The organism is Clostridium sp. AF29-8BH (assembly GCF_003478145.1).
GTDB classification, from domain to species: Bacteria; Bacillota; Clostridia; order Lachnospirales; family Lachnospiraceae; genus Otoolea; species Otoolea fessa.
In genome coordinates, this window is the sequence record NZ_QUEL01000004.1 from 46,542 (window position 1) to 72,474 (window position 25,933).

Here is a 25,933-nt window from a genome sequence, read left to right on the forward strand (position 1 = left end):
AACCTTAATTGATTCGCCGCAGGTTCTATGTTAGACTGAAATCCACAACCGGGAGGTACTGTGCATGTTTGAAGACAGCTGCAGGAACTCTGGCGAGAGGGAAAGGAGAGAACGATTATGAAAAAATCATTCCATACAGTTAAAAAGGCAGGGATTCTGACGGCGGCAGCGGTTCTGGGAACAGCGGCACTGGCGGGATGCGGCAGTAAGGCAGATATGGCAGAGAGTGCAGCGGCAAGCGAGGAAGCAACCGAAGCGGTCGGAGAAGCAGAAGCATCGGATGCACAGCTTGTCATCGCAGGCGGAGACAGCGCCGGATTGATCGCGGCGGTTCAGGCGGCAGCCGAGGGCATGGATCCGTCGAAGATCCTGATTCTGGCACCGGGCGAAGAGCTGGCGGCAGATATGGCGGAGATGGCGCCGTATGTCAATGCAGCCAATACAGATGAGCAGTTCCAGGCGAATCTTACGGATGATTTTGAGATTTATCTGTCGGATATTATGACGGCAGGAAATAATACGAACAATTCGGATATGGCGGCAGATGTATCGGAGAACAGCGAAGAGGCGAAAGACTGGCTTGCCGACACACTGGGAATGGAGTACGGCGATCTGACACAGGAGGCAGGTTCCACGGTAGCCCGCAGTTTCCCGGCAAAAGAGGGAAATCTGAATGAGCTTGCACAGGAAGCGCTGCTTAAAAAAGTCGAAGAGCTGAAGATTCCAGTTGAATATAAGACAGAATTAAAGAGCGTCGCTTACGATGAAGAAGGTGCGCTTGACCGCATCACTGTGACGGTGGACGGCAAGGATCAGGAAATTGACTGCCTGGCACTGGTAGCGACCGATGTCTCCCTGATTCCGGTTTTTGAGGAATCTCAGGTATATGAGGCAGATGGAAAGGCAGCTGCCTTGGTTGTCAGCAACAATGCGGAACAGCTAAACAAAGATAGCGGCGAGCTGATCAATGGTCTTTATGCAGCAGGTCCGATCCTGTCAGCGGCAGTAGACGGTGAAGGTGTGCTCTCCGGCAATGAGCTGACCGAGGCGGTTGTGTTTGGTTCGACTGCAGGAACAGAAGCAGCGGTTTATGTTTCGGATAACCAGTAAAAGCTAAAATGATTCACATATAATGCCATTTCTAAAAAAGTAGATGATACAGACGAAATAAAATAGAAACCTTTAAGAAGAAGGTTCAAGCAAGAAGCGGGTAAAAGCGAAAAACTTTTACCCGCTTTTAGTATTTTACAGAAAACAGCACGGAACTGATTTGCAAAAATAAAATTATTTTTATTGTGGAGACAATATCTAAAAAAGTAAGTCAGAACTAACTTTATATCACTGAATTATTATAACTTATTCGCAATTCGATATATTTGTTTATAATAATCTGGCTTTTTGATACTATGTAGTCAAACCTCATGAGGAACACGAGAAATAAAAAAACATTACATAAGGGGGTATTACATGGTGGAGAAAACTAAAAATGGGGCGGAGAAAAAAGAAACTCCGTTGTACGTGAAAATATTCATTGCATTGTTTGCAGGTATCGCGTTTGGTTACGTCTTAAATTTTATGGGCGGCGTGGAGAATGAGATCATTAACGGATATGTCCTTCCGTTCTTCCAGTTCATCGGAGATTTGTTTATCAAGTTGATCAAGATGATTGTCGTCCCGCTGGTGTTCTTCTGTATCATCGACGCGGCACTTTCGCTGGGCGATATCAAGAAACTTCGAAGCATCGGCGTTAAAACCATCATCTGGTTTTTAGCAACTGGCGGTATTTCAGCAACCATCGGTCTGATACTTGCCAATATCATCAAACCGGGACGTGGCTTGCAGCTGGGAACGGCAGAGACAGCAATGGAGGTGAAAGAACTTCCGGGTATCTACCAGACACTGCTCGACTTAATTCCGTCCAACCCATTCCAGGCACTGACAAGCGGCGAGATGATGCAGATTATCGTCTTTTCCCTGTTTCTTGGATTTGCCATCATCAGCATTGGCAAGGAAGCACAGCAGTTATGTGACATCATCAGCCTTTGTTCACGGACGATGTTTAAGGTTATCGACATGATTCTTGGAATCATCCCTTACGGCGTATTCAGTTTGATGACTGTAGCACTTGCAAAATATGGCGTTGCCATCTTCGGACCGGTTCTGAAATTCATCTTAACTGATTATCTTGCCTGCATTATCATGAGTACTGTTGGATACAGCATTTTCCTTATCGTGATTGGAAAGGTAAATCCGATGAAGTTCTGGCGCAAAGCGTTTGAACCTTGGATGATCGCATTTAGTACCTGTACTTCTTCAGCAGCTCTTCCGGTATCAATGGAAGTAGCACCGAAGAAGATGGGCGTTCCGAGAGATATTGCGAGTTTCGTACTTCCACTTGGATGTACCGCTCAGATGAACGGAACGTGTGCATACTTTGGTATCGTTGTTCTCTTTGCCGCACAGCTGTACGGCGTAGAGTTAAGTATTCAGCAGCAGATTATGCTGGTTGTACAGGCAACCTTCTTAAGCGTTGGCTGTGCAGCAACTCCGCAGATTGGTCTGGTTATCAGCTTAACCTTGATGACGCAGATGGGACTTCCGCTGGATGCATACGCACTGGTAGCTGGAATCTATCGTATCATCGACCAGATTCACACATCTACTAACTCTGTAGGCGACCTGGTAGCATCTGTCTGCATTTCTCAGATGGAGGGTGAACTGGATCACGATATTTTCAATCAGGAAGAAGCCAAAAAGGCAGCTTGAGTTTTAGAAAGAAACATCCCGGATTCGTATGAAATGTGAAATATATCTGGGCAGTAGTTATGTATGAAACCCGGAAAGCGGGGAAACGACAAATTTGTGCAGAACGTGAATCAAAGATGGAATATGGAACCCCCGGTTCTGAAAAGTCCACGTTTTCCGGATAAAAAGGAAAAAAACAGAAATAATTCCCACTTGCAAAGGTGCAAAAATTTAAGGGAACCAGACAAAACAAGAAAAGGAGATTAAAACTATGAGTGATAACAGAATTATCGAATGTATGGAACGTGCACAGTATCTTCTTGGCAACCTGATGGCTGTTAAACCGGGCGAGGAAGTTTTGATTGTCGTTGACCCTCAGACCGACGAGAGAATGACCCAGGCGATGGCAGCAGCCGCTTTAAACTGCGGCGCTGAGTACGGCGTATACATGATGCCGATTCGTGGAAAAGACAAGGCAACCATCTTCCCGAAATCCCTGGAACTTGGCATGGATGCCTGCGATGTATTTGTCGGCATGACCACCGCATCCGGTGCAGCTATCTACAATAACCACCTGAAAGAGCTCATCAACCAGAAGAAACTTCGCGAGGTTCTATCTGCTTAAGAAATATCGACAACTTCACACGCGGCGGTGCTCTGGCAGACTATGAAGCAGTTTATGCAGACGGCGAGAAGCTGCAGGCGATCTGGAGAGGTCATAAGATGGCTCACATCACCACACCGGCTGGTACCGACCTGTACATGGAAATGAATCAGATGGAGCCGATCATCGAGTGTGGTATCGCGAGAAATCCGGGCGATGCAATGGCATGGTCTGATGGCGAGGTTTCCTTAGGACCGGTGATCGACACAACCCATGGCAAATTGGTAATTGATGGACCTATCTGCTACTATGGATGCCCGACCACACCGGTTGAGTTAAGGATCGAAAAAGGACGTATCGCAGAGGTAGTTGGCGGCGATCCGAAGATTTGTAAAGAAATCCGCCGTCAGATCGCAGAAGTTAAAGATTCCGACAACATTGCAGAGATCGGACTTGGACTTAACCCGGCTTGTATGTTCAACGGAGACTTCGAGGAAGAGAAGAAGGCAAGAGGAACCTGCCACATCGCAATGGGCAACGGCTTCTACTATGGACAGCCGGCACGCTCGACCGTACATATCGACATGGTACAGTACAATCCGACCGTTATCTTCGACGAGGGAACACCAGAAGAGGTTCTGATTGTAAAAGACGGCAAGGTTGTTTGTTTGGGCGACAAATAAAACTATTGCATCCAACTAGACAGTTCGCCCCAATTATAACCATATAAATATACCTTACTGTTTTGTATGACGCCAGGAATCCCCGTTCGGCCAGTGTATCGGCTGAACGGGGATTCTTGGTATTTTTAAGTCTGATTTGGATGTGAAGCACCGCCTCCCGAGCAAGAAAAACAGGTGACATTGAGCCGGTATGGAACTGCGGCTGGATGGCAAGCAAGCCGATGCAGGCGATTATCGTCCTGCTGTACGGCAGTACCGTATTCTACGCAATTTTCAGCGCACTGGAAATGCTTCCAGCAGGATGGTAAACCCCTTATCACGAAATATTTATAACATATTCGCAAATGGGTATATTTGTTTATAAAGTGTGTGCGGGTTTGATAGTATATAGTCAAACCTCATGAGGAACAGAAAAACTAAATAAACAGTTATGAAACAGAGAACAATGACAGGCAGATAGCTTAAATCGGCTGGATGCAGAAACTGTCAAATAATAAAAAAAGCGAGGAGAATGAACTATGAGTGATAACAGAATTATCGAATGTATGGAACGTGCGCAGTATCTTCTTGGCAACCTGATGGCTGTTAAACCGGGCGAGGAAGTTTTGATTGTCGTTGACCCTCAGACCGACGAGAGAATGACCCAGGCGATGGCAGCAGCCGCTTTAAACTGCGGCGCTGAGTACGGCGTATACATGATGCCGATTCGTGGAAAAGATAAAGCAACCATTTTCCCGAAATCTCTGGAACTTGGCATGGATGCCTGCGATGTATTTGTCGGCATGACAACTGCATCCGGTGCAGCTATATACAATAACCATCTGAAAGAGCTCATCAACCAGAAGAAACTCCGTGAGGTTTCCATCTGCTTAAGAAGTATCGATAACTTCACACGAGGCGGCGCTCTGGCAGACTACGAAGCAGTTTACGCAGATGGCGAGAAGCTGCAGGCTATCTGGAGAGGTCATAAGATGGCTCACATCACCACACCGGCTGGTACCGACCTGTACATGGAAATGAATCAGATGGAGCCGATCATCGAATGTGGTATCGCGAGAAATCCGGGCGATGCAATGGCTTGGTCTGACGGCGAGGTTTCCTTAGGACCGGTGATCGACACAACCCATGGCAAACTGGTAATTGATGGACCTATCTGCTACTATGGATGCCCGACCACACCGGTTGAGTTAAGAATCGAACAAGGGCGTATCGTAGAGGTAGTTGGCGGCGATCCGAAGATTTGTAAAGAAATCCGCCGTCAGATCGCAGAAGTTAAAGATTCCGACAACATCGCAGAGATCGGACTTGGACTTAATCCGGCTTGTATGTTTAACGGAGACTTCGAGGAAGAGAAGAAGGCAAGAGGAACCTGCCACATCGCAATGGGCAACGGATTCTACTATGGACAGCCTGCACGTTCGACCGTACATATCGACATGGTACAGTACAATCCGACCGTTATCTTCGACGAGGGAACACCAGAAGAAGTTCTGATCGTAAAAGACGGCAAGGTTGTTTGTTTGGGCGACAAATAATATGGCTATATATTAAGAAGTATCAAGAACGAATTGTCAATGAAAGACTGCATGAATTGTGGCTGTGATTTCCCCTTGAGCAGTCGCAATATAAAACATCAGGAATTTGTAAAAGCTTAGGAATTGAATAAACCTCCATATTAAAAATGGAAGCTGTGGACGCAGGTTAGCTGCCTTAGATGTGTAGAGCGCAGGTGTTCGCAGCTTCTTTTGAGTGCTGATTCACGCACCTGGAAGTTTTGTAAAATAAGTTGGATTCTGCCTGAAAACGGACGGAAAATACAGTTTATTTGTTTACAGATATAGAAATCTTATGATAAAATAATAACAATAAAAAATAACTGTTAGATATGGCGGTTATATTCGTTTATAGCAGATTTTAGCATAGAGATATGGGAAAGTGGATCAGCCATATTTAAGTGCAGAACTATGGCAAAATTCGTTACGGGTCATGTGTGCAAGAATCGTAACATCATTTAAGCAAAGCAGGATGGAAAATGGACAGGGGGAATTGACAAATGCTGAATGAAATGAAGTACGTGTATGAGGTTTACAAAGAAAAGAGTTTTTCCAAAGCGGCGAAGAAGCTTTTTATCAGCCAGCCAGCACTCAGCAACATGGTGCGGAAGGCAGAGAAAGAGATGGGAGCGCCGATTTTTGATCGCAGTACGATTCCGCTGACGGTGACGAAGGAGGGCGCGTATTACATCCGTACCGTTGAAAAGATTCTTTTTCTGGAACGGAATCTGGAACGGTATTTTCAAGATATTGCGGGGCTTCAGGGCGGCACGCTGGCGCTCGGCGGTGCATCTTATTTCTGCTCGTTTGTGTATCCGGATCTGATTGCCCGTTTTCAGACAAAATATCCGCAGGTTACGATTGACCTAACAGAAGGAAATACGCGGGAGCTGAAAGCGGGGTTGGAAAATGAGTCGCTGGATCTGGTGTTGGAGACGGCGATGGAGAAGGACGATACTTCGATCAAACGGTATTTATTCCGGAAGGAAAATCTGATTCTGGCAGTTCCGGAAAGTTTTCCGGTTAACCGGAAGCTGCAGCCATACCGACTGTCCAGGCAGGAGATTCTGTCCAAGTCCTTTTTAAAACCGGAGGTGGAGGCGGTTCCGTTAAAGGACTTTAAGGATGTGCCGTTTATCACGATGAAACCGGGCAATGATATGTATAAACGAGGCGCGAAAATGTGCCGCAACGGCGGTTTTACGATGAAAACTGTGATGATGGTGGATCAGGTGCTGACTTCTTTAAATATCGTCTCCAACGGGGTTGGAGCGATGTTTGTGCGTTCTGATATTGTACAGTGGCGTCCGGAGGACCCGAGGCTGGTCTATTATAAGCTGGACGACCCGCTGTCTGAGCGGGAGATCACATTTTCGGTCAAGAGGGGGCGTTATGTGACGGCGGCGATGCGTGAGTTTATGCGTCTGGCAGGCATCCGGTCGGATGATCCGGACGCCGATCCGGCTGCCGGGAGGCAAAAGGAGTAACGGCAATTTCCGAAGACAGGGACTGAATGCGGCGTAAATTCCGAAATGCGGTTGCAAAATCAGTTAATCGTGTAAATTTTATATAATTTTACGTCGATTTAGACTTTACCAGCAGTCTAAAGTATGATAAACTATAAGAATGAGGGTAAATGAGTTGCCGATTAAAGGCGGAAGAATTTCTATTCTGGAGAATTCGCGGGATGCTATGAGAGACAGGAGCAAAGGTGGATTTTATGAAGGAGACAGAGGGGATTTATTTATCCAAGACGATGAGGAATAGGAGGAATGGCGGGCAGGAACATGGAAATTACAGTTGCGAAGACGGCTGGCTTCTGCTTTGGCGTGAAGCGGGCAGTCGAGAAGGTATATGATCAGATAGCGACGGGGAAGAAGCCGATCTATACCTACGGTCCCATCATCCACAATGAAGAGGTGGTGCGGGATCTGGAAGAGAAGGGCGTACAGGTCATCCATTCGAAGGAGGAACTGGAAGCCCTGAAAGAAGGCGTGGTCGTCATCCGTTCCCACGGCGTAGGCAGGGAGATCTATGAACTCCTGGAACGCCAGGGACTGGAGCTTGTGGACGCGACCTGTCCATTTGTCAAAAAGATCCACAAGATTGTCCGGGAACAGTGCGAAGCCGGACGCCGCGTGATTATCGTGGGAAATGAGCACCACCCGGAGGTCGAGGGTATCAAAGGCTGGGGAAATGAGTATACTCTGGCAGTCGAGTCACTGGAGGAATTTGAAAATCTGGCACTCAGACCGGATGAAAAGCTCTGTATCGTGGCGCAGACGACATTTAACTACAATAAATTTCAAGATTTAGTTGAAAAAATTTCAAAAACGTATTATGATATACTTGTTTTAAATACGATTTGCAATGCAACACAGGAGAGACAGGTTGAGGCGAGGCAGATAGCTTCACAGGTTGATGTTATGATTGTGATTGGAGGCAAGAACAGTTCTAACACACAAAAGTTGTATGAGATTTGCCGCAGGGAATGTAAACACACTTACTACATTCAGACACTGGAAGATTTCAAGCCTGAGATAACAGGTACTGTGCGCAGCGTAGGTATTACAGCCGGGGCATCGACCCCAAATCAAATTATCGAGGAGGTTCATACTAATGTCAGAATTAAGTTTTGAACAAATGTTTGAAGAATCATCATTCAAGAGATTACGTACAGGAGAGGCTGTTACCGGTCAGGTTATCGGTGTCAAGGAAGACGAAATCATTCTCAGCATCGCTGGAAGCAAATCCGAGGCATCATCACAAGAAGCGAATTCACCAATGAGCCGGGCGTAGATCTTAGAACCAAAGTTCAGGTCGGCGACGAACTGGAAGCAAAAGTTCTGAAAGTAAACGACGGAGAGGGCATGGCTGCTTTATCTTACAAGAGACTGGCTGCTGATAAGGGTCTGAAACGTCTGAAAGAAGCTTTCGAGAACAAGGAAGTTCTGAAAGAGAAAGTTACACAGGTTATGGAGAAAGGCCTCGTAGTAGAGGTTGAGGGAACCCGTGTATTCATTCCGGCAAGCATGGTTTCTGATACTTATGATAAAGACTTATCCAAGTACGCAGGTCAGGAGATTGAGTTCGTAGTTACCGAGTTCAATCCGAGCGGAAGAAGAAGCCGTATCATCGGCGACCGCAAGCAGATCCTGCTTGAGAAGAAAGCTGCTATGCAGAAAGAATTATTCGAGAAGATCGCTGTTGGTCAGACCGTAGAAGGTGTTGTTAAGAATGTAACTGATTTCGGTGCATTTATCGACCTTGGCGGCGCTGACGGTCTGCTTCACATCTCTGAGATGTCCTGGGGCAGAGTTGAGAACCCGAAGAAGGTTTTCAAAGTAGGCGATAAAGTAAAAGCTCTGATCAAAGATATCAACGGCGAGAAGATCGCTCTGAGCTTAAAGTTCCCGGAGAGCAATCCGTGGGCAAACGCAGCTGAGAAATATGCTGTAGGCAACGTAGTAGAAGGCAAGGTAGCACGTATGACTGATTTCGGCGCATTCGTTGAGCTGGAGCCAGGTGTAGATGCACTTCTTCACGTATCCCAGATTTCCAGAGAGCATGTTGACAAACCATCCGATGTACTGAGCGTAGGACAGGTTATCACTGCTAAGGTAGTTGATTTCAACGAGGCAGACCGCAAGATCAGCCTGAGCATGAAAGCTCTTGAGAATCAGGAAGCAGAAGAAAACTAATCAAACGGTTGACGCCAGTTTCCCATCGGACAGATAGTGCGTCAGACGGAGGATGAAAGAATCATCAGGCTGTCGCTTCCACAGGAAGAATGTGGAGGTGGCAGCCGTTTTTGTGATGGCGTGGGGCATGGTATTCTTGACCGGAACGCAGTCGGGTGTTTCTGGGATTGGAAGAAAGAGCAGGGTTTTTCTGGTGTGGTAGAAAGCTATTTGGTGATTTTATTAAGATAAAAATGAAAACAGGCTGTATGGCGTATGTGATGGAACATAGGTTGTACGGTCTGTTTTTTGCGTGATGAGGAGCGGGATACGGCGTGGTGAAGGGTTGTGGGAGCAGAAAGATGGATTGGAGTGAGTCATAAGGATATTTGGAAAAATATTGACAAAGAAGGAACACTGATATATAATTCAAATACAATATTATATAACATATAATATTAAACAAGAAAAAATATTATATTTTAAATCAGTGAATCGTAGGAGGGATAAGATGGTTTTTAATACAGGAGCTGCGCTTCTGGATGCGATCGTCCTTTCAGTTGTATCAAAATCTGCAGAAGGAACATATGGGTATAAGATCACGCAGGATGTCCGTCAGGCAATCGAAATATCGGAGTCCACGCTTTATCCGGTGTTGCGGCGGCTTCAGAAGGATGACTGCCTGGAAACATATGACCGGGCGATCGACGGCAGAAACCGACGGTATTACAAAATAACGGAGGCGGGACGGATTCAGCTGAATCTTTACCGGGGTGAGTGGAACGTGTATGCAGGAAAAATTTCAGAGATACTGAAAGAGGGATAAGGAGAGGCAGATCATGAAAAAAGAAGTATTTTTAGAGAGGCTGGAAGCGCTCTTGCAGGATATTCCGGAAGAAGAAAAACGGGATGCGATTGACTATTACCGCGATTATCTGGAGGAGGCAGGACCGGAGAAGGAAGAAGAGGTACTTGCAGAATTTCAGAGTCCGGAGCATATTGCCGAGGTAATCCGGATGGAGCTGCAGAGTGAATGGAGTGGCGGCGAATTTACAGACCGGGGGTACAATGACAGCCGGTTTGAAGAAAGGCGGACGACTTTATCCAGAAGCGGTGGGGCAGAACAGGGAGAACGAGAAAAAGAAGCAGGATTTCAGGCTGGAACCGAGGATGCCCCATTCCGGGAATTTCGGGATGAGGAAACGGGAGAAAATGCGGCATCCAATGAGAATCAAAGAAGCCGTCTGAGCGAGATGCTGCATTGCTTAAAAGAAAAAATAACCGGTTCCAAGATTGGAATGGTTGTGGCAGTTCTGGTAGTGCTTGCAGTTCTTCCGTTTATCTTTAAGCTGGTGACGGGAACCGTGGGAGGTTTTTTTTGGCTGGCGGTCGCACTGGCAGCGATACTTGTGGTGCTGGGACTGATGACGGTGCTGGTATTTGTTGGCGGAATTATGCTGTTCGTTCTGGGTGCAGCGAGTCTGTTTGAACATTTTGCGATGGGACTGATGTTCATCGGATTGGGTATTGCGGCAGAGGGCAGCTGTCTGCTTCTGATATGTGGTTGTGTCCTGTTTTACGGTGTATTCCTACCGTGGGCAGTCAAGGAAATCATTCGGCTTTGCCGTCAGGCAGCAGGTTATCTGTCAGCCAGGGCATAGGAGGATAGGAAAATGAAAAAATGGATGAAAAAATGGCAATCATTGGCGCTGTCCTCTTTGTAGGTGGAATCGGTGTGACATCGATCGGGGCTGCCATTGGAGGCGCAGCTGCCGGACTGGATTTTCTGATCGATCAGGAAAAAAATTTTCAGGATAAATATAATTGGGGTGATTCGGAGGAAATATGGGATGATACGGAGCAGCTGCCGGAAGAGCTTGATGAGTCGGATGAGGTAAAAGAGCAGCTGAACGGAGAAAGACAATACGAATAGATTTCCAGAAAATGGACATACTCTGAGTACACAAGGTGGAAAGGAGTATTTTTTATGGATGAAAATAAGGTGGATTTTGAGAAAATGACCCCGGCAGAGCGGCTGAAATATGAGGTGGCGGAAGAAATTGGGCTGGCAGACAAGGTACGGCAGTATGGCTGGAGAAGCCTGACTGCCAAGGAGAGCGGGCGGATTGGCGGTCTGATGACGAAGAAAAGGCGGGAGATGAAACAGGATAAGAAAGGCTGATAGATATTTGCTTGAAAACACCAAAAGCCCTTGAAAATAAAGGAAAAATCCAATATTTTCAAGGGCTTTCAAATCTGCCGGCTGCGGGACTTGAACCCGCGAAGAAGCCTTTAATATCAATGCTTTTCAGGCATCGTGTTGCATTTCGTGTTGCATGATTTTACGTTTGCAACTTTTTGGAAATGTTCAAGGATCAGCTGACTCTGCTTTTCTGCCTCCAAATCAATGACATTCCGGTAGACGGATTTCATCACATTGTCAGAGGACCAACCGCCTCGCTGCATAATGTATTGATCCGGAACTCCGATCGCATGCATGATGGACGCGGAGTAATGCCGCAGGTCATGAAAGCGGAAGTGGGGGAGCTGGCAGAGATCCAGAACCCGTTCGAATTCTCGCGTGAGCTGATCGGGGTTCAGATTACACAGCGGCCCTTTTTTACCGCGTATATGTTTAAAAAAGAATTCTGGCATTTGTATGGTCCGATAGCTGCCGTAGGTTTTGGGCGATTTGGTTATCCACTCATTGTCTTCGCTGCGCACGATGCTTTTGCTGACAGTTATGGTGTTCCCCTTGATATCACGGGAAGTCAGGGCGCAGATTTCGCCGCGGCGAAGCGGACCAAATGCCGCCAGAAGAATGGCTGTTTCCAGATCAGTTCCCGCAGATTCAGCCAGGAGCCGCTGGATGTCTGCGTCGTTCGGACAATATAGCTCCGGGTGCTTCCGGGCGGGAAGCTGTACGCGGATAGAAAGGTCGGGGGCAAACATATCGAGAGCCGCTGTCAGAAGCGCATAGGCATTTCGGACGGTCTTAGGGCTAAGCCTTTTCGATAAATCAGATATCCAGATCTGTACAATCTGGCTGTTCAATTCATTAAGGCGTGTGCTGCCGAAATCGCCCTGGAAGTGCGTCCGCAAGAGTCCTGCATAGCCGCGTAGGGTAGACGGGGAAAGGACGGCTGCTTTCATGTCCTTGTATCGCTGGACAGCGACACGAACGGATATATTTTCGGCGCGGTTCCTTTTCTTTGATAATTTCCATTCGTCTGCAAGCATCCGCGCCTCTTTCTTGGTCGGCGCGGTAAAGGACTTATAATGACGTTTACCATCCGGATCTGTGTAATCTAAAGCCAGAACACGAAAGTTCCCGGATGGGAGTGAATTTTTGCGTTTTGCCATAATGATATCATCCTCCTTGGTGGGTATAGGAAATACACCCCTTGCAGCGCCCGGAAGAATGATATAATTCAAAGTGTTCAAGTTTGATTATATCTTCCGGGAGTGATCCTGTAAGAGAAAATCTATGTAAAGCCGTTCGGTACGCCAATACCGGGCGGTTTTGCTATTTAAAGTGGTCGAAATCGACCGCTTTAGGAAATCACTGTAAAGCAGGGCTTAACCATACATCGGTCGAATAGCTTTGTAACTGCCCCTCTACAATCGACCCATTGGCGATTTTTTCAAGAGTATCATGTGGAACAGTAAAGCTAATAACTTTTTGTTCGCTTCCGTCTGTCATATCAGCGACTGCCCAGTATTGCAATTCATCATATTGATCCAGACCATATTTTTCGACCGCGTCATATACATCGTAAAAGCAGCTATCTACGGTCATTTTTTTAGTCAAACTAGATGTAATCTTGGCTTTCAGGACGATGGTTGTCCCGTTTACAGTGGTACTAAGCAAATCGCCATAATGAAGTTGAATTTCTGATGTATCGGAAGCACCGTTTTCAGCAGCTATTTTATCGTAGTTTCCCAGTACATACATATATACGTGAGAAGCATCATCTGTTGAAATACCATATTTTTTTGCAATCTCTTCATTAACCTGTGCTTCATAATCTCTTTTCGCAATCGGATCTTCTGGAGAAGATTCCCAAGCGGTCTGATAGTCTTGATAAATAGAAAGCATGGTTGAATTATCAAGTCCTAACGCTCGTACACTTCCCCAGCCATCGGAATCGTTATCAGTGGAAACGGAGCTGTCTTCTGCAGTGCTTTCTTCGGCAACAGTTTCTTCGACGGAGCTTTCTGTTGGCGTTTCGGTTGTCGATGTGTTTCCACCGCCGCAAGCCGACAAAGAGAATGTACACAGCAATGCTACAAAAAATATTTTTCTTTTCATACCTTTTCTCCTTAGTGTTTTTTATTAAAATGCCAAAGCTATTTTAATCGTAGTTCAATTAATTTTTTTTGATACCCCAATAATCTGGATACCTGCTCGATGGAGCATTCTTTGTATTTAAGATATTCTGTTAATATTTCGTCCGGAATTAAAAATTCCACAGCAAATTTATTTGCTTCGACTTCTAATTTCGTATTCAGCAAGGTGTGAGTCCTTAAAAAATAGCAGTTTTCTTTCGGGTGCAGAATTGCATGCCCCAACTCATGAGCCATAACAAACATTCGCTCATTGCCTTCGAGAGATTCGCTGATCCAGATACACTTTGACCGTTTCAGATACATATAGCAGCCGAGCCGGGAACCAATGTCGCAGGTCATGACTTCGATGCCAAGAGCGTCGGCCAGTTTAAACGGATCAGAAGTATTAAATTTTCTTCTATAAGCTAAGGCCTTTTTTCTGACATAGTCATTCAACCCAGATCACCTACTTTTTGTTTTTATTCGGATTGTATTTTTCTTTGTTTTTGATTTTCACTCGTCGGAGCATAAGATCCACCTGTCCCAAAAACAGATCAATATCTTCTTCCGGAATATCCTGCCCGTCATATGCCGCTGGACCAGATTCTTTATTGGCCAGTTTCTTACGCAGGGAGTCGAGGTCTTTCTTTATATCTCTTTCGTCCCGGGCTGTAAGCTCTGGGGCTTTTTCTTTTACGACATCTTCTTTTCCGGTCATCAGATACTCTAAAGACACGCCGAAATAATCAGCAATTTTCTGTAGCTTATCCTGCTTGGGAGTGTATTTCCCTTGTTTCCAATTAGACAGCGTTGCAGTAGTAATACCAGTTTCCTTAGCTACTTTATAGGCGGTTACTCCATACTTGGAAAGTAGCTGTTCAAAAATCTCATACATTATATTCCTTTCCGCCTGAATAGCTTAGAAAAATTAGCTAAAAATATTGACAAGCTAAGATATCTATGCTATTGTATGGATGTAGCTAAGATATCTAAGCTACAAACAATGACATAGGCTTTGGTTTCTTAAATAACTTAGGTGGTACTTTGATTATATAAGAAACCTTAGCTAAAGTCAATAGATTTTAAAGAAGGAGGTGTCTATTTTGTATAAAAAATATGCAGAGCTGCGAGACAAGAGAAATATAACAGACTATAGAGTTGCAGCAGATACTGGAATTTCGACAGCAACACTTTCTAATTGGAAGAATGGAAACTATGCGCCGAAGTTCGACAAGCTTCTGATTCTTGCAAAATACTTCGACGTTCCGGTGGAGTATTTCGCGGAAGCAGAATAGCGATCGAGGATCTGTTGGAGTAGGGAGGTGAGAGGGATGAAGATATCTGTTGGAAAAGATATTCGGCGCCGATAATAACAAATCTGCTATCCGCACATAAACAGATAGCAGATTATGGGAGCGCTGAATCATTGATCATGCTAACGAAGTTTATTTCAAAGTTTTCCAGACAATTCGATGATGATTTCTTTGAGCTTAGGCAGGAAGAACATGATAGTAATTCCGAATACCCACCAAATAAAAGTTAGCAAAACATTGCATGCTTTAAAAAGAGATTTATTTTCGTCAAAACCGAGATATTCAAGCAACTTTTTTGGTGCGAAAACAACCGAATTTATCCAAAACACAGGGCTGAATGTTTCGAATATGCGTTGTCGAAAAATACCTTCGGCTTCATAAAACATCCGAACGGCTCCACCAGAGATGTCTGAGTGAGCGGAGGGAAAGTTGGTAAAAACATCTGCTTCAAAGGTTGCAGCTCTGCCAAAGCCAACGGACTGAGTTATTGGAATGGATATGTTTTTTACACCAGCTTTTTTGAAAAGTGAGATAATTTCGGCTTTGTAAGTTGGAAAATTAGGTGCTCTATCTGATAACCATTCTAAATGCATTTGACTTAAATGTCGTATACGAAAGAAGTAGTAGAGGTTGGTTGATACCTTATATGTTGAAATGATAAGAAAAAAGATAATGATTTTTTTCATGCTTTATTTTTCCTTGTTGTACTCGGCTCTGGCAGGAGCCTGTAGGTACAGTATAGGACAAAAGGATGGGGATGGCAATTAAAAAGAGGCGTATTCCAATAAAGAGAGCGAACCTAGAAGGGAGGCAAAAGAGATGCGTTTTATTGAGAACGAGATTCTGGAACGTATTGGCTTTGATTTTTATTGCGACATTGCAAATAACATTGTCAAAGCCAGAGCAGAAATGGGATGGACCCAGAAGAAGCTGGCAGAGCAGTCAGGAATCAAACCCCATCGGCTGGTGGGAATTGAAAATGTAAAGATCCGGATCGATTTGGATGATTTGGAAAAGCTGTCAAAGGTCTTAAACAGATCAGTGGACTGGCTTCTGGATGCGGAGTTGGAGGGCGGCGGAAAAGAATGCCTTTATCTGGTTTGGCCGGACTCCAGTCCTGGTTTTAAACTTTACCAGAAAGCTACCAGTAAGCGAATGGCGTTCATGATATATGACAGAAAATTCAAGGAGTGCCATGTTGCATACAGCAGCGGGCGAGAGAGACATTTTGTACAACTTGTAGGAGTTCCAGTATCAACGGCAGAAATTCAGAAGAAGTTCAAAAAGCGTGTGACGGATGATTTGCCGATAGAACCGGATTGATTCGGGATGCCAATGCTCAGATGTCATTAGCTGAGTAGGGGGAATTCTGTTCGCAACAGAGGATGAGAAGGAGGTGTAAGAAATGAAAAGAACTGCATTTAAGAAAAAGCCATCATGGAGCTATTGCACGGCGGATTGGATAAACGAAATTAAGATTCGAACCAGTTGGACAAATGAAAAACTTGCTGGTGAGCTGGGAGTATCGCTGTCAACGCTCCATAATATTAAATCTGCGCCGTGGAAGGTGTCTGGGGCGTATGTGCTGCGGCTTCTGGAGATTCGCAATAATGTGATTGCAAAATATGAAAATGAAAGAAAAGTCGTGTAAGACCTGCCGGAGTTGCTGGCGGTGTATGGAATCCGATCGGGAATACCCGTGCAAAGATTATAAGAAGAAAGCGAGGAAGCGTAATGAGAAGAGAACTGAAATGCATGGAACTGAGAAGTCAGAACCAGCGGATCATTGAGGTGCTGGGCGAGGAACTGAGTAGAGCACAGGCAGATCTGCAGTTTGCTTGGCGATTAGCCTTTACCGGTCTGGCGATTGCAGCGGTGGCGACCGGGGCGATGGTGGCGATTGCACAGGCGGCGGGGATGTTCTAAATGAGAGAAAGAGAAATGGAGTTTTGCCCGTTCAGAACTGTGATGGAGACATTTCCAGCCGTACTTGTTGGACAAGGGGACGTTACACGGACGAGATTTGAATTATGCTTAAAAGAAAAATGCCCAGCGTTCCGTGTGATGAGGGGGGGCGAGAGCTGTTTGAGGCTGGAGAAGCAGTAAAGGCTGTTTTTGGCAGCAGGGGAAGGAGGACAGGAGTATGTCGAAGAGAGTCGAAGAAATCCTCAGAGGTATGCCACGGGAAGATCTGAGAGTCAGAGAAGATTACCGTGATGATGGATTACGCGTCAAGCTTGCGACGCATTACCTTATAGGCTATCTGGGGAATGAAACACCGGAAAACAACAGAGCTGTTTACAGCGGAAAGGAGATTGCGGAATTGCTGGAAAGCGTCTGCAATGGCATTGAATAAGAAAGATGAGCAGGAGAACCAACGGAACCAACCGTGCCGGGGCGATGGTAAACGCCAGCCGGTACACCGGTTATGGGAAACCAAAGAAAAAGACCGCCAGCTTGGCAGAGCTGAACGGTCACATTAATAAAAATATTAACAGCTTAATTATATCAAGAGATTCGGGAGGATGCAATGGTAAAAGCAACATTTAAAGGTAAAAGGGAGCCGATGGAGCTGGAGGGGGATATGATCCTTGGTACCACGATCCAGTATGATGCAATCAGAGATTCAGGGGCGTTTATCATCGGTGATGTTAAATTTTCAATTCTTCCGGGAGCCCTGGCAAGAATGGCGGCGGCGCTTCTGAAAACGTATTTTTCGGGAGAAGAGCTGGCGAAAGCATATGCAGATTTCTATATAGCATTTCTTGCAACTGTGGAAGTAGCACGGGAGGATTCTGATGAAGAAGAGACTGGCAAAGAAAATTGAGAAGATGCGCCGGAAGAAGATTCATGAGGCGCTGGAGATGGTGTTGGAGATCAATACCACGCAGGTAAGAAGTCAGGAGCTTACTGGACGCAAGCCTACGGCGTTCTTTTGGTTTTCGGGTCACGTAGCAGACGTAGATGTTATCGTGTATCAAAATGGATGGAGCTTTACACGCGGCGCGGAAGGACGTTGGAGTGCTCAAGCCTTCCTCGACCACGCTGGAGATATGGAGCGACTGCTGAAAGAGCTTGCGAAAAAGAAAAAGGAGTTACAGGATGCTGGAAAGATGTGACTGCTGCGGTGTTTACAGGGGAATGACCGGCACACCAGAAGCCGGGAAAGTAGTAAGAGTTGAAAATGCATACGCATATGCTAAAGAGCATTTGGATGAGATGCCGGAGGAGGACAAGAAAGAATTTGTTAGGTTCTTCTTTTCCGGCGACTGGACAAAGGAGGAAGATCATGCTGAAACCATATAGTGAACTCAGAAAAGTGGACATATCTCGATATTGCATGGAACGAGAAGGAATTAAATATTTAAATTGGGCGAAGTGCATTGACATTCTGCGCGAATACGGAGCAGAAGAGGTTTATTTTGAACCAATTCCAAACCCCAAAACAGGCGGAAGCCTTTATTATACTGATCTTGAATTTGAAGATAAGAGCGGAATTAGAAATCGTTGCTACGAAACTCGCATCAGAGTTGTAATTGATGGCAAGGAATACATCATGCAGTCACCGGTCATGAACGGAAGCAATCCTGTAAAGGACAACAGCATGAATCAACAGCGTGTCTGGAATAGCATGACGCGTTCGTTTGTGAAGTGTGTGGCAATTCACACTGGACTTGGTTTTGATTTGTGGCTCAAAGAGGAACAGAAGCCATTTGACAATGTTATTCCCGGGGACGAGCCTTTAGCAAGCAAAGCGCAGATACAAACCCTTAAGAATTTAGGTAAAAAGCATAAGGTAGATATGGAGTATTGGCTTGCATCTAATAATCGTGCATGGGATAGTCTTACAGGAAATGAAGCAGGAACCATGCTGAATGCTTTGAAGGCAAAGTACGGAGATGATTAAATGTGGAGAGCAAAGGAACTTTAATAGATGTGTCAAGGGATTGGAAGACTGGGCGGCTGCGGCTGACATTCGAATTTGAGTCAGATGTGGCGGCATCCATCGACGAAATCAAGGACAAAGTATTGCGGATCACGGTTAAACAATGGCGCGACAAACGGAGCTTGGATGCGAATGCGTATTACTGGGTGCTTCTATCGAAATTAGCGGAAGACCGTAAAATCTCAAAACCTCGGGCTCATAATACAATGTTACGGGATTACGGCCAAGTGGAAATAGTAGGAGGCTCCCGTTACTATGTGAGGATTCCCGATACAGACGAAGCTGAAAATGATGTAATGGAGCGAGAAATGTTTCATCTGAAGCCAACGTCGCAGGTGATCGAAGGAACAGACGGAATAAATTATCGAACCTACGTTATGCTAAAAGGTTCCAGCCGGTATGATAGTGCTGAAATGGCGCATCTCTTGGACGGCTGATAAGCGAATGCAAGCAGCTTGGTATTGAGACGGCAACGCCAGAAGAACTGGAGCGTATGAAACAGCTGTATGAGCAGAACAGGAGAAAAGATGAAAAGACTACATAGTGTTTTGACGGCTGATCTGGGGCACTGCATCATCACTGGAAGTAGCAACGTAGCAATCCATCATGTTTTTAATGGAGCCAACCGGAGCAGATCGGAGGCATATGGCTTTATCGTTCCGCTCCGCCCGGACTGGCATAACATGACGCCGTACAGCGTCCATATGAATCAAGAGTTCGACGAGAGCCTGAAACGCCGAGCACAGGAGTATTATGAAGCGCACATCGGCACCAGGGAGCAGTTTATTGCCGAGTTTGGCAAGAGTTATTTATAACGGTACAACAGCCACAGGGCTTGTACATAGCAACCCGTAGACAGCATCCTGGCACGCCTTACCGTGTTATATATTACCAACCTTTACAGGATGCCATTGGTTTACCGGGAGGGAGACCGACCCTCCCGCTCCGGAAGGGGGAAGCAAGTTGGCGAAGAAGAAAGTGACGCCGCAGATGGAGCTGTTTACCAGTGCATTATACAATGCATTGGGAGTAGGACATAAAAATGCGCAGACGCGCAAGGAGCTGTGTAAGCGCCTTAGATGTGATGATCGGATGCTTCGGGATGGAATAGAAGTTTTGCGGGCTGATTATGCAGTTTTGAATCGCGATGATGGAAAAGGTTATTATCTTCCAGAAGAAACGGATTCAGGGCGCGCAGACACAAAACGGTGGCATGAGCGGCAGGAACGTCGAGTACAAGCGATTCGCGCATCGCAGGCGGGAGCGCTTAAATTTATCGGAATGGGCCGAAGAGAACCTAAAGGCGTATATGGACAGCTCAGCATGTTCAGAGATGGAGGATAAGCAGGATGGGGAAGATGCAGAGAGAAAAAGGAAAACGCGGAGAGCGTGAGCTTGCTGGCATCCTGCGGGACTATGGATATAATTGCCGCCGGGGTCAGCAGTATTGCGGGACTTCCGGCGATGCGGATGTGATCGGACTGCCGGACGTACATATCGAGGTCAAGCGGGTGTAAGACCTGAGACTCCGGAAAGCGCTGCAACAGTCCTCCAGGGACGCCAGGGCGGGCGAGATTCCGGTCGTGATGCATCGCAGGAACCGGGAACCCTGGAAGGTATCCATGTGGATGGAGAACTTCCGCAAGATTTATTCGGATGATGTTTTTGACGATTTAAAGCCATGCATTCGGGGTGGCATTGTGACCCTGCTGCTGGATGCGTGGATCTGCTACTACAGGGACTGGCAGGCAGGAAAGGAGATGGGCTTAGATGGCAGATAAAAAAAGTTTTGTAATGTATGAGAGCTGGGGAGCAGCCATTGAAAAAATGAATAATGAGCAGGCTGGCGAACTCATCAAAGCTATCTATGCCTTTCAGAAGAATCCGGACGTAGTACCGGAGGATCCTGCTATTGCATTCGTATTCGAGATTATCAAACAGAAGCTCGAAGAAGACAATAAGCGCTATGAAGAAGTGTGTGCTGCCAGATCCGAAGCAGGGAAGAAAGGCGGAAGACCAAAAGCAAATGCTTCTGATAAAAAGCAAATGGTTTCTGAGGAAAGCAAAAAAAGCAAATGCTTTTCTGAAAAAGCAAAAAAAGCTGATAATGATAATGAGTATGATAATGATTTAAAAGAAAACACCCTAGAGGGTGTAAAAGAAAAGCGCTTCGCGCCGCCCACCCTGGAGAATGTGAGTGAATATTGCCGGGAAATGGGTTATACGAACGTGGATGCAGCACGCTTTATTGACTTTTACACCAGTAACGGCTGGATGGTCGGTAAGAATCGCATGAAGGACTGGAAAGCAGCGGTTAGAAATTGGGACAGGAGAGAAAAGAATCCGCAGAGGCAGGATGGGGCCGCCGAAGTCTCCAAGAAGAACCGCTTTCACAACCTGGAAGAGCATGGTTACGACTACGATGCGATGGTGTGGGGCATGGTGGGCGCAGCGGCGCAGGGCGAGGCTGGAAGCGCTGTGGAACCCGGTACGGGATGAAGGGAGTTAGAGGACGATGAAAAGCATGGATGAACGGTATGCGCTTATCCGTAAGGCACTCACTGGTGGCAAAAAGATGCTGCTCCAGAAGATTGCAGCTGCAATCGATGAGGATAAATCGAGAACAAGAACGGCGCTGGAGAGAATGTGTGAGCTCGGGCAGGTCTACCGGGAGGGCGGCGGACTGCGTGGAATTAAAGCAGTCTATTTTCTGGCACCAGTGCTGGAAGTACAGACAGAAAGTCAGGACAAGGCAGAAGTATCGACAGAACCAGAATGCCAGGCTAAAAAGAAAAACCCAGATGCCGCGGGCGGAATCTGGGCGAGCGACATCGACAAGATGAGAGAGCGGGTGCAGGTAGGCGATACGGTCACAGTCCAGGTGTCGGACACGATCGAGAAATCGCTGACATTGCACCGCAAGGTGAAAGTGATCAGCAAGCACCGGCATCTGGTGCGGGTTACTGGCGGGCACAGTATTACATACGCGGATTTGGTAATGTTTGACCGCGGAGTCGAGCCAGACTGGCGGTAAAAGGAGGTCAGAACGATGATGATTGAGAAAATCGGTACGCCTGCCATGCTGGAGCAGATGGCAGAAGAAGCAGCGGAGCTGGCACAGGCGGCGCTTAAGCTGGCGCGGGTGTTAAGAGCGGAAAATCCGACGCCTGTGACACTAGAAGAGGCAAAAATGAATCTGACGGCGGAATTTACAGATGTGCAGCACTGCGCCGGAGAATTAAAACTGGAAACTGACTGGCGGCAGATTGACGCGAAAAACCGACGTTTTAAACAGCGCATGGATGAGATAGTGCTGAATAAGGAGAGAGCCCGGATCCGCGATGAAATCCTCGAGGAAGTGAAAGAGATGGGCGGTTGCGATGCATCGGATGAGTTCTCGAAAGGCTTTGATGCTGCGTGTGATGTGATCGCGGAAAAAGTTGCAGGAAGGTAGGTCATAGAATGAAAAAAATCGAAGATATATTAAACAGCGAGCGGATTTGGGGGCACACCATCGTATTTCCGGTTCATAGCGCATGGATCAAACTTCCTGATTGTGGGACGTGCAGTGTGATATGGAGTGAAAACGAGGACGGAATGGAGCATGTATCCGTGTCTCCGAAGAAAAAGTTCAGAGTTCCCACTTGGGACGATATGTGCGTGCTGAAAGACGTCTTTTTCGAAGATGAGGAAGAAGCCTATCAGATCCATCCGAAAAAGAGTGAATATGTCAATGCTGTGGAGAACTGCCTGCATCTTTGGAAGCCGAAGGGGCATGAAATCAATGAGTTAATAAGCAAGGGGGAAGTATGAGCGAAAAATGCAATAGAGCGTGCTGGAACTGCTGGTATGATGAGTTTTGCGACTGGCATCCGGCGGGGGATGAAGATGCGTGCGAGGAGTACATAGCAGATGAAGAGGGTTAAGTGGCTAGATAAAGAGTGTAATAGCTGTGGTGCGCGCCTGAATAGCTGGGATGCCAGAATATCCAAGACACTGGCGTACAAATACCCATGTTGCGAAAAGTGCATCGCAAAAGAATATGACAAGACGCCGGGGGAGCTGCGGGAGCAAATGGAAAACTTTTTCGGGATGCGTCCTTGCCAAGGGATTTAAAGAAGGTGGAAAAGTGGCGGAGTACAATCTTTTGACACAAGCCCTTCTGGCAGCAGGATACACCGTGGACAATTTCCCGACAGACAAGGTTAGGCTGCCCGGTGGATGTTATGGTAAAAGCCCACTGGAGAACATTTATGGGGGTTTTGAATATGTCCGTGGATATAGTGATAATTTTGTCTACAAAACAGGTTGCGGCTTGTATGTAAAGGGCAGAAATGTGATTGGAAACATGTCAACGGCTGGAATTGACTGGTGCTATGAAAACGATAACCCTGTTATAAGATGTCCGTATGACAAGCCAGATTGTCCACAAAACGATCCAAAGTTGTATGGAACGCAAGGCGGCGGACTGTGTATACAGTGCTGGTGCGTATGCCATCGAACAAAGGATGATTATAGTTACAACGCCAGTGTTGAGAAAAAGAACGACGAGCGTCTGGAAGAAGAAAAAAGAAAATATAAGGAGCTGGTCGAAAAACATCATGGGCGGGTGTGCAGAAATCATGCATATTATAACGAACGCGCAAGAGAATGGCATATCAACTATAGACCTGAACGGTGCACGCACTGGTGCGAAAGAAACTATGGCTTTTGTCCGATACTTGGCAAAGAACTGGACAAGAAAAAAGGCAATGTATATTACGACCTGAAAAAAAGTGGCAGGCGACGCGAAGGAGAGCAGCTATCCTTGTTCGACGGCGAAGAGTGGGCGACCATCACAAAAGGATTGAAGGTATTTGATAAGCCTGTCAGCCTAGATATCTGCCGGGCGTACATAAAAGTGCAACGGGATGAGATCTTGGAGAAGTGGGAAATGAATAACGCCTTCTATCGCTTGATAGATAAGAGCCTAAAAGCAGAAGTCCTCAATGTCCGGGCAGCCAGGACGGAAGCACGGGATTTGATGCAGGATTTACAGGATATCCAGAATGGAATCACTGTATACCACGAATCAGATTTGCAAAAGTCCGAGCAAACGAGGAAGAAAGAGCAGCGGCAGCAGGCGCAGGAAAAGAAAATCGAGAGATTGGAAAGGAAACTGATCGCCTTTGGATATGAGAATTTACAGACCGTAGACCAAATGCGAGCTGACAAATGGCTGAAGCCGGAACGTCTGGAAGAGCTGGAAGAAATCAGACAGAAGCGGGCGGTAGAAGAGAAAAATCAACCTGTTCAAATGAGTATGGCGGATTTTATGAAGTGAGGAGACGGAACAACGATGATTAACGGAGAATTGATAGTAGATAACTTTGCTGGGGGCGGCGGGGCAAGCACCGGCATCGAAGAAGCGACAGGGTACTGTGTAGATATCGCGATCAATCATGATCCAGAGGCGATCAAGATGCATAAGGCAAATCACCCGTACACGAAGCATTACTGCGAGGATGTGTGGCAGGTAGATCCGGTCAAAGTATGTGGCGGGCATCCGGTGGCGCTGGCGTGGTTTTCTCCAGATTGTAAGCATTTCAGCAAAGCAAAGGGCGGGAAGCCAAAGGACAAGTTTATTCGCGGTCTGGCGTGGGTTGCTGCCGCTGGGCAGGTCTGGTACGTCCACGCGTGATAATGTTGGAGAATGTCGAAGAGTTTAAGACGTGGGGACCGCTGGGGCGTCGGAAGCATCCGATCAAGGCAAAGCAGGGAAAAACGTTTCATAAATTTATCCAGCAGCTTACTGATTTGGGATACGAAGTGCAGTTCCGGGAGCTGGTGGTGGCAGATTATGGAGCTCCTACCATGCGGAAGCGGTTCTTCCTGATTGCGCGATGCGATGGCAAGCCGATCGCATGGGCGCGACATACCCACGGACCGGCAGACAGCCCGGAGGTAAAAGCTGGCTTGCTGAAACCTTATGTGGGGGCGTATACACAGCTGGATTTTTCACTCCCATGTCCGAGCATCTTCGATAGCGCTGAAGAAATTAAAGAAAAGTACGGAATCCGGGCGGTGCGTCCGCTGGCGAAGAAGACAATGGATCGCATTGCCCGTGGAATCAAGAAATTCATTCTGGATAACCCGGAGCCGTTCTTGATCCAGTGCAATCATGGCGGCGAACGTAAACCGGGGGATATCCGGCAGCCAATGCCGACAATTACGGGAAAGCATGGTTTTGGAGTCGTTGAGCCAAAACTTGCCCCGATTATTGACAAAGCATATGGCGGGAACTATTCCGGCGCGGGGAGTAGAGTAAACGATCCGATAGATACTATTACGACGGTCGATCACAATCGACTTGTGGAGGCAACGCTGGCACCGTGTATTATGTGCAACAACGAAAATAATGTCGGAAAAGATATAAGAAGTCCGCTCCCGACAATAACAACCGGAAATCGAAATTTTGTGGCTGCGCCGATACTGATTCAGTACCATACGGAAACGACGCAAAATGAAACGCGTGGTCAAGGAATAGAAGATCCGCTTATGACGGTAGATGGTTCGAACAGATACGGTCTTGTTACATCGTTTATCAGTAAATTTTATAAGAGCGGTACCGGACAAGATATAAGGGAGCCATTACATACAGTGACGACCTCCCCGGGGCATTTTGGAGAGGTGCGGGCGTTTTTGACGAAGTATTACGGTGCCGGTACTGGGCAGGACATAAAAGCGCCGCTTGATACTATCACAGCACAGGATCGCTTTGGACTGGTAACGATATATGGTACTGAATATCAGATTGTGGATATCGGACTGCGGATGCTGGAACCGAAAGAGCTATACGGCTGCCAGGGATTTCCGGACGACTACATCATCGACCGGGACTGCGACGGGAAGCCATATCCGAGAGCGGAGCAGGTACGGCGTTGCGGGAACGCTGTGTGTCCGCCGATACCTACGGCACTGGTGCGGGCGAATCTGAAAGAGTTATGCGTTGCGAAGAGGCTGCCAAACTGCCGGGCGGATCGTCTGGGCGAGGATGCGAGCGGGCAGTTAAGGTTCGCGTAGGAAAATAGAGGGAGGTGG

Annotated in this window: 41 protein-coding genes and 1 pseudogene; 37 read left to right on the forward strand and 5 right to left on the reverse strand. The window is 46.7% G+C overall.

The window, feature by feature from the left end; translation table 11 throughout:
- Positions 1-117: 117 nt before the first annotated feature.
- From DWZ16_RS04245 to DWZ16_RS04300, 13 genes and pseudogenes are all read left to right on the forward strand, one after another.
- Positions 118-1,110: an FAD-binding protein gene (locus DWZ16_RS04245; RefSeq protein ID WP_118481743.1), complete on the forward strand. Its 993-nt coding sequence runs from the start codon at positions 118-120 to the stop codon at positions 1,108-1,110.
- 357 nt (positions 1,111-1,467) lie between these two features.
- Positions 1,468-2,766, forward strand: coding sequence for a dicarboxylate/amino acid:cation symporter (locus DWZ16_RS04250; protein ID WP_118481744.1), 1,299 nt, complete (start codon positions 1,468-1,470; stop codon positions 2,764-2,766).
- Between the two features lie 250 nt (positions 2,767-3,016).
- The gene (locus DWZ16_RS15920; RefSeq protein ID WP_243015173.1) at positions 3,017-3,370 is read left to right on the forward strand and encodes a hypothetical protein; all 354 of its coding nucleotides are present in this window, start codon (positions 3,017-3,019) and stop codon (positions 3,368-3,370) included.
- Between the two features lie 98 nt (positions 3,371-3,468).
- On the forward strand, positions 3,469-4,032 hold the full coding sequence (locus DWZ16_RS15925) for an aminopeptidase (RefSeq protein WP_243015174.1): 564 nt from the start codon (positions 3,469-3,471) through the stop codon (positions 4,030-4,032).
- 518 nt (positions 4,033-4,550) lie between these two features.
- Positions 4,551-5,567: an aminopeptidase gene (locus DWZ16_RS04260; RefSeq protein ID WP_106999739.1), complete on the forward strand. Its 1,017-nt coding sequence runs from the start codon at positions 4,551-4,553 to the stop codon at positions 5,565-5,567.
- A gap of 518 nt (positions 5,568-6,085) precedes the next feature.
- A complete protein-coding gene (locus DWZ16_RS04265; protein WP_118481745.1) occupies positions 6,086-7,072 on the forward strand; it encodes a LysR family transcriptional regulator in 987 nt (328 codons plus the stop codon).
- A 300-nt stretch (positions 7,073-7,372) separates the two neighbouring features.
- Entirely contained in the window at positions 7,373-8,224 is an 852-nt protein-coding gene (ispH, locus tag DWZ16_RS04270; RefSeq protein WP_106999741.1) for a 4-hydroxy-3-methylbut-2-enyl diphosphate reductase, read from the forward strand.
- Positions 8,205-9,286 (forward strand): annotated as a pseudogene (gene rpsA, locus DWZ16_RS04275) (30S ribosomal protein S1). The gene ispH and the pseudogene rpsA overlap by 20 nt, the downstream one beginning before the upstream one ends.
- Before the next feature lie 52 nt (positions 9,287-9,338).
- Complete coding sequence (locus DWZ16_RS15930; protein WP_243015175.1) at positions 9,339-9,488, forward strand: hypothetical protein; 150 nt, start codon at positions 9,339-9,341, stop codon at positions 9,486-9,488.
- 288 nt (positions 9,489-9,776) lie between these two features.
- Positions 9,777-10,091 carry a PadR family transcriptional regulator gene (locus tag DWZ16_RS04285; protein WP_022360428.1) on the forward strand — a complete coding sequence of 105 codons (315 nt, stop codon included), beginning with the start codon at positions 9,777-9,779 and terminating at the stop codon, positions 10,089-10,091.
- 13 nt (positions 10,092-10,104) lie between these two features.
- Positions 10,105-10,926 carry an HAAS signaling domain-containing protein gene (locus tag DWZ16_RS04290; protein WP_118522309.1) on the forward strand — a complete coding sequence of 274 codons (822 nt, stop codon included), beginning with the start codon at positions 10,105-10,107 and terminating at the stop codon, positions 10,924-10,926.
- A 20-nt stretch (positions 10,927-10,946) separates the two neighbouring features.
- The gene (locus tag DWZ16_RS04295; RefSeq protein ID WP_118522310.1) at positions 10,947-11,198 is read left to right on the forward strand and encodes a hypothetical protein; all 252 of its coding nucleotides are present in this window, start codon (positions 10,947-10,949) and stop codon (positions 11,196-11,198) included.
- A gap of 54 nt (positions 11,199-11,252) precedes the next feature.
- On the forward strand, positions 11,253-11,447 hold the full coding sequence (locus DWZ16_RS04300; protein WP_106999744.1) for a small, acid-soluble spore protein, alpha/beta type: 195 nt from the start codon (positions 11,253-11,255) through the stop codon (positions 11,445-11,447).
- Positions 11,448-11,563: 116 nt separating this feature from the next.
- On the opposite strand, the gene DWZ16_RS04305 is transcribed toward DWZ16_RS04300, so the two are convergent.
- The 4 genes from DWZ16_RS04305 to DWZ16_RS04320 form a co-directional block, all read right to left on the reverse strand.
- Entirely contained in the window at positions 11,564-12,628 is a 1,065-nt protein-coding gene (locus DWZ16_RS04305; RefSeq protein WP_118522311.1) for a site-specific integrase, read from the reverse strand.
- Positions 12,629-12,827: 199 nt separating this feature from the next.
- Entirely contained in the window at positions 12,828-13,577 is a 750-nt protein-coding gene (locus DWZ16_RS04310) for a hypothetical protein (RefSeq protein ID WP_118522312.1), read from the reverse strand.
- 38 nt (positions 13,578-13,615) lie between these two features.
- Entirely contained in the window at positions 13,616-14,050 is a 435-nt protein-coding gene (locus DWZ16_RS04315) for an ImmA/IrrE family metallo-endopeptidase (RefSeq protein ID WP_243021919.1), read from the reverse strand.
- A 10-nt stretch (positions 14,051-14,060) separates the two neighbouring features.
- Positions 14,061-14,489, reverse strand: coding sequence for a helix-turn-helix domain-containing protein (locus DWZ16_RS04320; RefSeq protein ID WP_118522313.1), 429 nt, complete (start codon positions 14,487-14,489; stop codon positions 14,061-14,063).
- A gap of 199 nt (positions 14,490-14,688) precedes the next feature.
- On the opposite strand from DWZ16_RS04320, the gene DWZ16_RS04325 reads away from it, so the two are divergent.
- Positions 14,689-14,889: a helix-turn-helix domain-containing protein gene (locus DWZ16_RS04325; RefSeq protein ID WP_347474711.1), complete on the forward strand. Its 201-nt coding sequence runs from the start codon at positions 14,689-14,691 to the stop codon at positions 14,887-14,889.
- 155 nt (positions 14,890-15,044) lie between these two features.
- On the opposite strand, the gene DWZ16_RS04330 is transcribed toward DWZ16_RS04325, so the two are convergent.
- Positions 15,045-15,593, reverse strand: a complete 549-nt coding sequence (locus DWZ16_RS04330) for a hypothetical protein (protein WP_118522314.1) — start codon at positions 15,591-15,593, stop codon at positions 15,045-15,047.
- Between the two features lie 133 nt (positions 15,594-15,726).
- Here DWZ16_RS04330 and DWZ16_RS04335 point away from each other — a divergent pair, with 133 nt between their 5' ends.
- The 23 genes from DWZ16_RS04335 (at position 15,727) to DWZ16_RS04425 (ending at position 25,915) form a co-directional block, all read left to right on the forward strand.
- Positions 15,727-16,230 carry a helix-turn-helix domain-containing protein gene (locus DWZ16_RS04335; protein ID WP_118522315.1) on the forward strand — a complete coding sequence of 168 codons (504 nt, stop codon included), beginning with the start codon at positions 15,727-15,729 and terminating at the stop codon, positions 16,228-16,230.
- Positions 16,231-16,312: 82 nt separating this feature from the next.
- A complete protein-coding gene (locus tag DWZ16_RS04340; protein WP_118491242.1) occupies positions 16,313-16,558 on the forward strand; it encodes a hypothetical protein in 246 nt (81 codons plus the stop codon).
- A gap of 83 nt (positions 16,559-16,641) precedes the next feature.
- Positions 16,642-16,833: a hypothetical protein gene (locus DWZ16_RS15410; protein WP_118523740.1), complete on the forward strand. Its 192-nt coding sequence runs from the start codon at positions 16,642-16,644 to the stop codon at positions 16,831-16,833.
- Entirely contained in the window at positions 16,834-17,013 is a 180-nt protein-coding gene (locus tag DWZ16_RS04345) for a hypothetical protein (protein ID WP_118522316.1), read from the forward strand.
- 37 nt (positions 17,014-17,050) lie between these two features.
- Complete coding sequence (locus DWZ16_RS04350) at positions 17,051-17,263, forward strand: hypothetical protein (protein WP_118472892.1); 213 nt, start codon at positions 17,051-17,053, stop codon at positions 17,261-17,263.
- A 5-nt stretch (positions 17,264-17,268) separates the two neighbouring features.
- Positions 17,269-17,457, forward strand: coding sequence for a hypothetical protein (locus DWZ16_RS15325; protein WP_147353400.1), 189 nt, complete (start codon positions 17,269-17,271; stop codon positions 17,455-17,457).
- On the forward strand, positions 17,438-17,734 hold the full coding sequence (locus DWZ16_RS04355; RefSeq protein ID WP_118522317.1) for a hypothetical protein: 297 nt from the start codon (positions 17,438-17,440) through the stop codon (positions 17,732-17,734). Before DWZ16_RS15325 ends, DWZ16_RS04355 begins: the two co-directional genes overlap by 20 nt.
- Positions 17,706-18,026: a hypothetical protein gene (locus tag DWZ16_RS04360; RefSeq protein WP_118522318.1), complete on the forward strand. Its 321-nt coding sequence runs from the start codon at positions 17,706-17,708 to the stop codon at positions 18,024-18,026. Before DWZ16_RS04355 ends, DWZ16_RS04360 begins: the two co-directional genes overlap by 29 nt.
- Positions 18,010-18,213, forward strand: a complete 204-nt coding sequence (locus DWZ16_RS04365; protein ID WP_118522319.1) for a hypothetical protein — start codon at positions 18,010-18,012, stop codon at positions 18,211-18,213. Before DWZ16_RS04360 ends, DWZ16_RS04365 begins: the two co-directional genes overlap by 17 nt.
- Positions 18,197-18,814, forward strand: coding sequence for a DUF1071 domain-containing protein (locus tag DWZ16_RS04370; protein WP_118522320.1), 618 nt, complete (start codon positions 18,197-18,199; stop codon positions 18,812-18,814). Before DWZ16_RS04365 ends, DWZ16_RS04370 begins: the two co-directional genes overlap by 17 nt.
- Positions 18,815-18,816: 2 nt before the next feature.
- Positions 18,817-19,290 (forward strand): hypothetical protein, encoded by a 474-nt coding sequence (locus DWZ16_RS04375; protein ID WP_118522321.1) that lies wholly within the window; start codon positions 18,817-18,819, stop codon positions 19,288-19,290.
- 90 nt (positions 19,291-19,380) lie between these two features.
- A complete protein-coding gene (locus tag DWZ16_RS04380) occupies positions 19,381-19,668 on the forward strand; it encodes a phosphoenolpyruvate carboxykinase (RefSeq protein WP_118522322.1) in 288 nt (95 codons plus the stop codon).
- A 148-nt stretch (positions 19,669-19,816) separates the two neighbouring features.
- Positions 19,817-20,197, forward strand: coding sequence for a hypothetical protein (locus DWZ16_RS04385; protein ID WP_118522323.1), 381 nt, complete (start codon positions 19,817-19,819; stop codon positions 20,195-20,197).
- A 5-nt stretch (positions 20,198-20,202) separates the two neighbouring features.
- The gene (locus DWZ16_RS16570; protein WP_412694280.1) at positions 20,203-20,370 is read left to right on the forward strand and encodes a hypothetical protein; all 168 of its coding nucleotides are present in this window, start codon (positions 20,203-20,205) and stop codon (positions 20,368-20,370) included.
- Positions 20,371-20,475: 105 nt separating this feature from the next.
- Complete coding sequence (locus DWZ16_RS16575; protein ID WP_412694281.1) at positions 20,476-20,634, forward strand: hypothetical protein; 159 nt, start codon at positions 20,476-20,478, stop codon at positions 20,632-20,634.
- Entirely contained in the window at positions 20,624-21,352 is a 729-nt protein-coding gene (locus DWZ16_RS04395; protein ID WP_118522324.1) for a DUF6291 domain-containing protein, read from the forward strand. The genes DWZ16_RS16575 and DWZ16_RS04395 overlap by 11 nt, the downstream gene beginning before the upstream one ends.
- Positions 21,353-21,377: 25 nt before the next feature.
- Positions 21,378-21,887 carry a hypothetical protein gene (locus DWZ16_RS04400; protein ID WP_182427294.1) on the forward strand — a complete coding sequence of 170 codons (510 nt, stop codon included), beginning with the start codon at positions 21,378-21,380 and terminating at the stop codon, positions 21,885-21,887.
- Between the two features lie 15 nt (positions 21,888-21,902).
- The gene (locus DWZ16_RS04405) at positions 21,903-22,307 is read left to right on the forward strand and encodes a hypothetical protein (protein WP_118522326.1); all 405 of its coding nucleotides are present in this window, start codon (positions 21,903-21,905) and stop codon (positions 22,305-22,307) included.
- Between the two features lie 8 nt (positions 22,308-22,315).
- Positions 22,316-22,666: a hypothetical protein gene (locus tag DWZ16_RS04410; RefSeq protein ID WP_118522327.1), complete on the forward strand. Its 351-nt coding sequence runs from the start codon at positions 22,316-22,318 to the stop codon at positions 22,664-22,666.
- Between the two features lie 99 nt (positions 22,667-22,765).
- Positions 22,766-22,969 carry a hypothetical protein gene (locus tag DWZ16_RS04415; RefSeq protein WP_118472711.1) on the forward strand — a complete coding sequence of 68 codons (204 nt, stop codon included), beginning with the start codon at positions 22,766-22,768 and terminating at the stop codon, positions 22,967-22,969.
- A gap of 13 nt (positions 22,970-22,982) precedes the next feature.
- A complete protein-coding gene (locus DWZ16_RS04420; protein WP_118522328.1) occupies positions 22,983-24,176 on the forward strand; it encodes a sarcolemmal membrane-associated protein in 1,194 nt (397 codons plus the stop codon).
- 15 nt (positions 24,177-24,191) lie between these two features.
- A complete protein-coding gene (locus tag DWZ16_RS16580; RefSeq protein WP_412694282.1) occupies positions 24,192-24,533 on the forward strand; it encodes a DNA cytosine methyltransferase in 342 nt (113 codons plus the stop codon).
- Positions 24,534-24,535: 2 nt separating this feature from the next.
- A complete protein-coding gene (locus DWZ16_RS04425) occupies positions 24,536-25,915 on the forward strand; it encodes a DNA cytosine methyltransferase (RefSeq protein WP_412694283.1) in 1,380 nt (459 codons plus the stop codon).
- Positions 25,916-25,933 lie beyond the last annotated feature (18 nt).

Bases quoted from the DNA above. Each gene is read 5' to 3' on its own strand.
- DWZ16_RS16580 (WP_412694282.1), top strand. From the start codon at position 24,192: ATGATTAACGGAGAATTGATAGTAGATAACTTTGCTGGGGGCGGCGGG.
- DWZ16_RS04260 (WP_106999739.1), top strand. From the start codon at position 4,551: ATGAGTGATAACAGAATTATCGAATGTATGGAACGTGCGCAGTATCTT.
- DWZ16_RS04310 (WP_118522312.1), bottom strand. From the start codon at position 13,577: ATGAAAAGAAAAATATTTTTTGTAGCATTGCTGTGTACATTCTCTTTG.
- DWZ16_RS04395 (WP_118522324.1), top strand. From the start codon at position 20,624: ATGGCAGATAAAAAAAGTTTTGTAATGTATGAGAGCTGGGGAGCAGCC.
- DWZ16_RS16570 (WP_412694280.1), top strand. From the start codon at position 20,203: ATGGGGAAGATGCAGAGAGAAAAAGGAAAACGCGGAGAGCGTGAGCTT.
- DWZ16_RS15920 (WP_243015173.1), top strand. From the start codon at position 3,017: ATGAGTGATAACAGAATTATCGAATGTATGGAACGTGCACAGTATCTT.
- DWZ16_RS04360 (WP_118522318.1), top strand. From the start codon at position 17,706: ATGAAGAAGAGACTGGCAAAGAAAATTGAGAAGATGCGCCGGAAGAAG.
- DWZ16_RS04370 (WP_118522320.1), top strand. From the start codon at position 18,197: ATGCTGAAACCATATAGTGAACTCAGAAAAGTGGACATATCTCGATAT.
- DWZ16_RS15325 (WP_147353400.1), top strand. From the start codon at position 17,269: ATGAGCAGGAGAACCAACGGAACCAACCGTGCCGGGGCGATGGTAAAC.
- DWZ16_RS04245 (WP_118481743.1), top strand. From the start codon at position 118: ATGAAAAAATCATTCCATACAGTTAAAAAGGCAGGGATTCTGACGGCG.
- DWZ16_RS15925 (WP_243015174.1), top strand. From the start codon at position 3,469: ATGGCTCACATCACCACACCGGCTGGTACCGACCTGTACATGGAAATG.
- ispH (WP_106999741.1), top strand. From the start codon at position 7,373: ATGGAAATTACAGTTGCGAAGACGGCTGGCTTCTGCTTTGGCGTGAAG.
- DWZ16_RS04285 (WP_022360428.1), top strand. From the start codon at position 9,777: ATGGTTTTTAATACAGGAGCTGCGCTTCTGGATGCGATCGTCCTTTCA.
- DWZ16_RS04265 (WP_118481745.1), top strand. From the start codon at position 6,086: ATGCTGAATGAAATGAAGTACGTGTATGAGGTTTACAAAGAAAAGAGT.
- DWZ16_RS04295 (WP_118522310.1), top strand. From the start codon at position 10,947: ATGGATGAAAAAATGGCAATCATTGGCGCTGTCCTCTTTGTAGGTGGA.
- DWZ16_RS04300 (WP_106999744.1), top strand. From the start codon at position 11,253: ATGGATGAAAATAAGGTGGATTTTGAGAAAATGACCCCGGCAGAGCGG.
- DWZ16_RS04365 (WP_118522319.1), top strand. From the start codon at position 18,010: ATGCTGGAAAGATGTGACTGCTGCGGTGTTTACAGGGGAATGACCGGC.
- DWZ16_RS04290 (WP_118522309.1), top strand. From the start codon at position 10,105: ATGAAAAAAGAAGTATTTTTAGAGAGGCTGGAAGCGCTCTTGCAGGAT.
- DWZ16_RS04250 (WP_118481744.1), top strand. From the start codon at position 1,468: ATGGTGGAGAAAACTAAAAATGGGGCGGAGAAAAAAGAAACTCCGTTG.
- DWZ16_RS04380 (WP_118522322.1), top strand. From the start codon at position 19,381: ATGAAAAGACTACATAGTGTTTTGACGGCTGATCTGGGGCACTGCATC.
- DWZ16_RS04345 (WP_118522316.1), top strand. From the start codon at position 16,834: ATGAGAGAAAGAGAAATGGAGTTTTGCCCGTTCAGAACTGTGATGGAG.
- DWZ16_RS16575 (WP_412694281.1), top strand. From the start codon at position 20,476: ATGTGGATGGAGAACTTCCGCAAGATTTATTCGGATGATGTTTTTGAC.
- DWZ16_RS04355 (WP_118522317.1), top strand. From the start codon at position 17,438: ATGGTAAAAGCAACATTTAAAGGTAAAAGGGAGCCGATGGAGCTGGAG.
- DWZ16_RS04340 (WP_118491242.1), top strand. From the start codon at position 16,313: ATGAAAAGAACTGCATTTAAGAAAAAGCCATCATGGAGCTATTGCACG.
- DWZ16_RS04415 (WP_118472711.1), top strand. From the start codon at position 22,766: ATGAAGAGGGTTAAGTGGCTAGATAAAGAGTGTAATAGCTGTGGTGCG.
- DWZ16_RS04400 (WP_182427294.1), top strand. From the start codon at position 21,378: ATGGATGAACGGTATGCGCTTATCCGTAAGGCACTCACTGGTGGCAAA.
- DWZ16_RS04405 (WP_118522326.1), top strand. From the start codon at position 21,903: ATGATGATTGAGAAAATCGGTACGCCTGCCATGCTGGAGCAGATGGCA.
- DWZ16_RS04350 (WP_118472892.1), top strand. From the start codon at position 17,051: ATGTCGAAGAGAGTCGAAGAAATCCTCAGAGGTATGCCACGGGAAGAT.
- DWZ16_RS04335 (WP_118522315.1), top strand. From the start codon at position 15,727: ATGCGTTTTATTGAGAACGAGATTCTGGAACGTATTGGCTTTGATTTT.
- DWZ16_RS04330 (WP_118522314.1), bottom strand. From the start codon at position 15,593: ATGAAAAAAATCATTATCTTTTTTCTTATCATTTCAACATATAAGGTA.
- DWZ16_RS04305 (WP_118522311.1), bottom strand. From the start codon at position 12,628: ATGGCAAAACGCAAAAATTCACTCCCATCCGGGAACTTTCGTGTTCTG.
- DWZ16_RS04425 (WP_412694283.1), top strand. From the start codon at position 24,536: ATGTTGGAGAATGTCGAAGAGTTTAAGACGTGGGGACCGCTGGGGCGT.
- DWZ16_RS15410 (WP_118523740.1), top strand. From the start codon at position 16,642: ATGAGAAGAGAACTGAAATGCATGGAACTGAGAAGTCAGAACCAGCGG.
- DWZ16_RS15930 (WP_243015175.1), top strand. From the start codon at position 9,339: ATGAAAGAATCATCAGGCTGTCGCTTCCACAGGAAGAATGTGGAGGTG.
- DWZ16_RS04320 (WP_118522313.1), bottom strand. From the start codon at position 14,489: ATGTATGAGATTTTTGAACAGCTACTTTCCAAGTATGGAGTAACCGCC.
- DWZ16_RS04410 (WP_118522327.1), top strand. From the start codon at position 22,316: ATGAAAAAAATCGAAGATATATTAAACAGCGAGCGGATTTGGGGGCAC.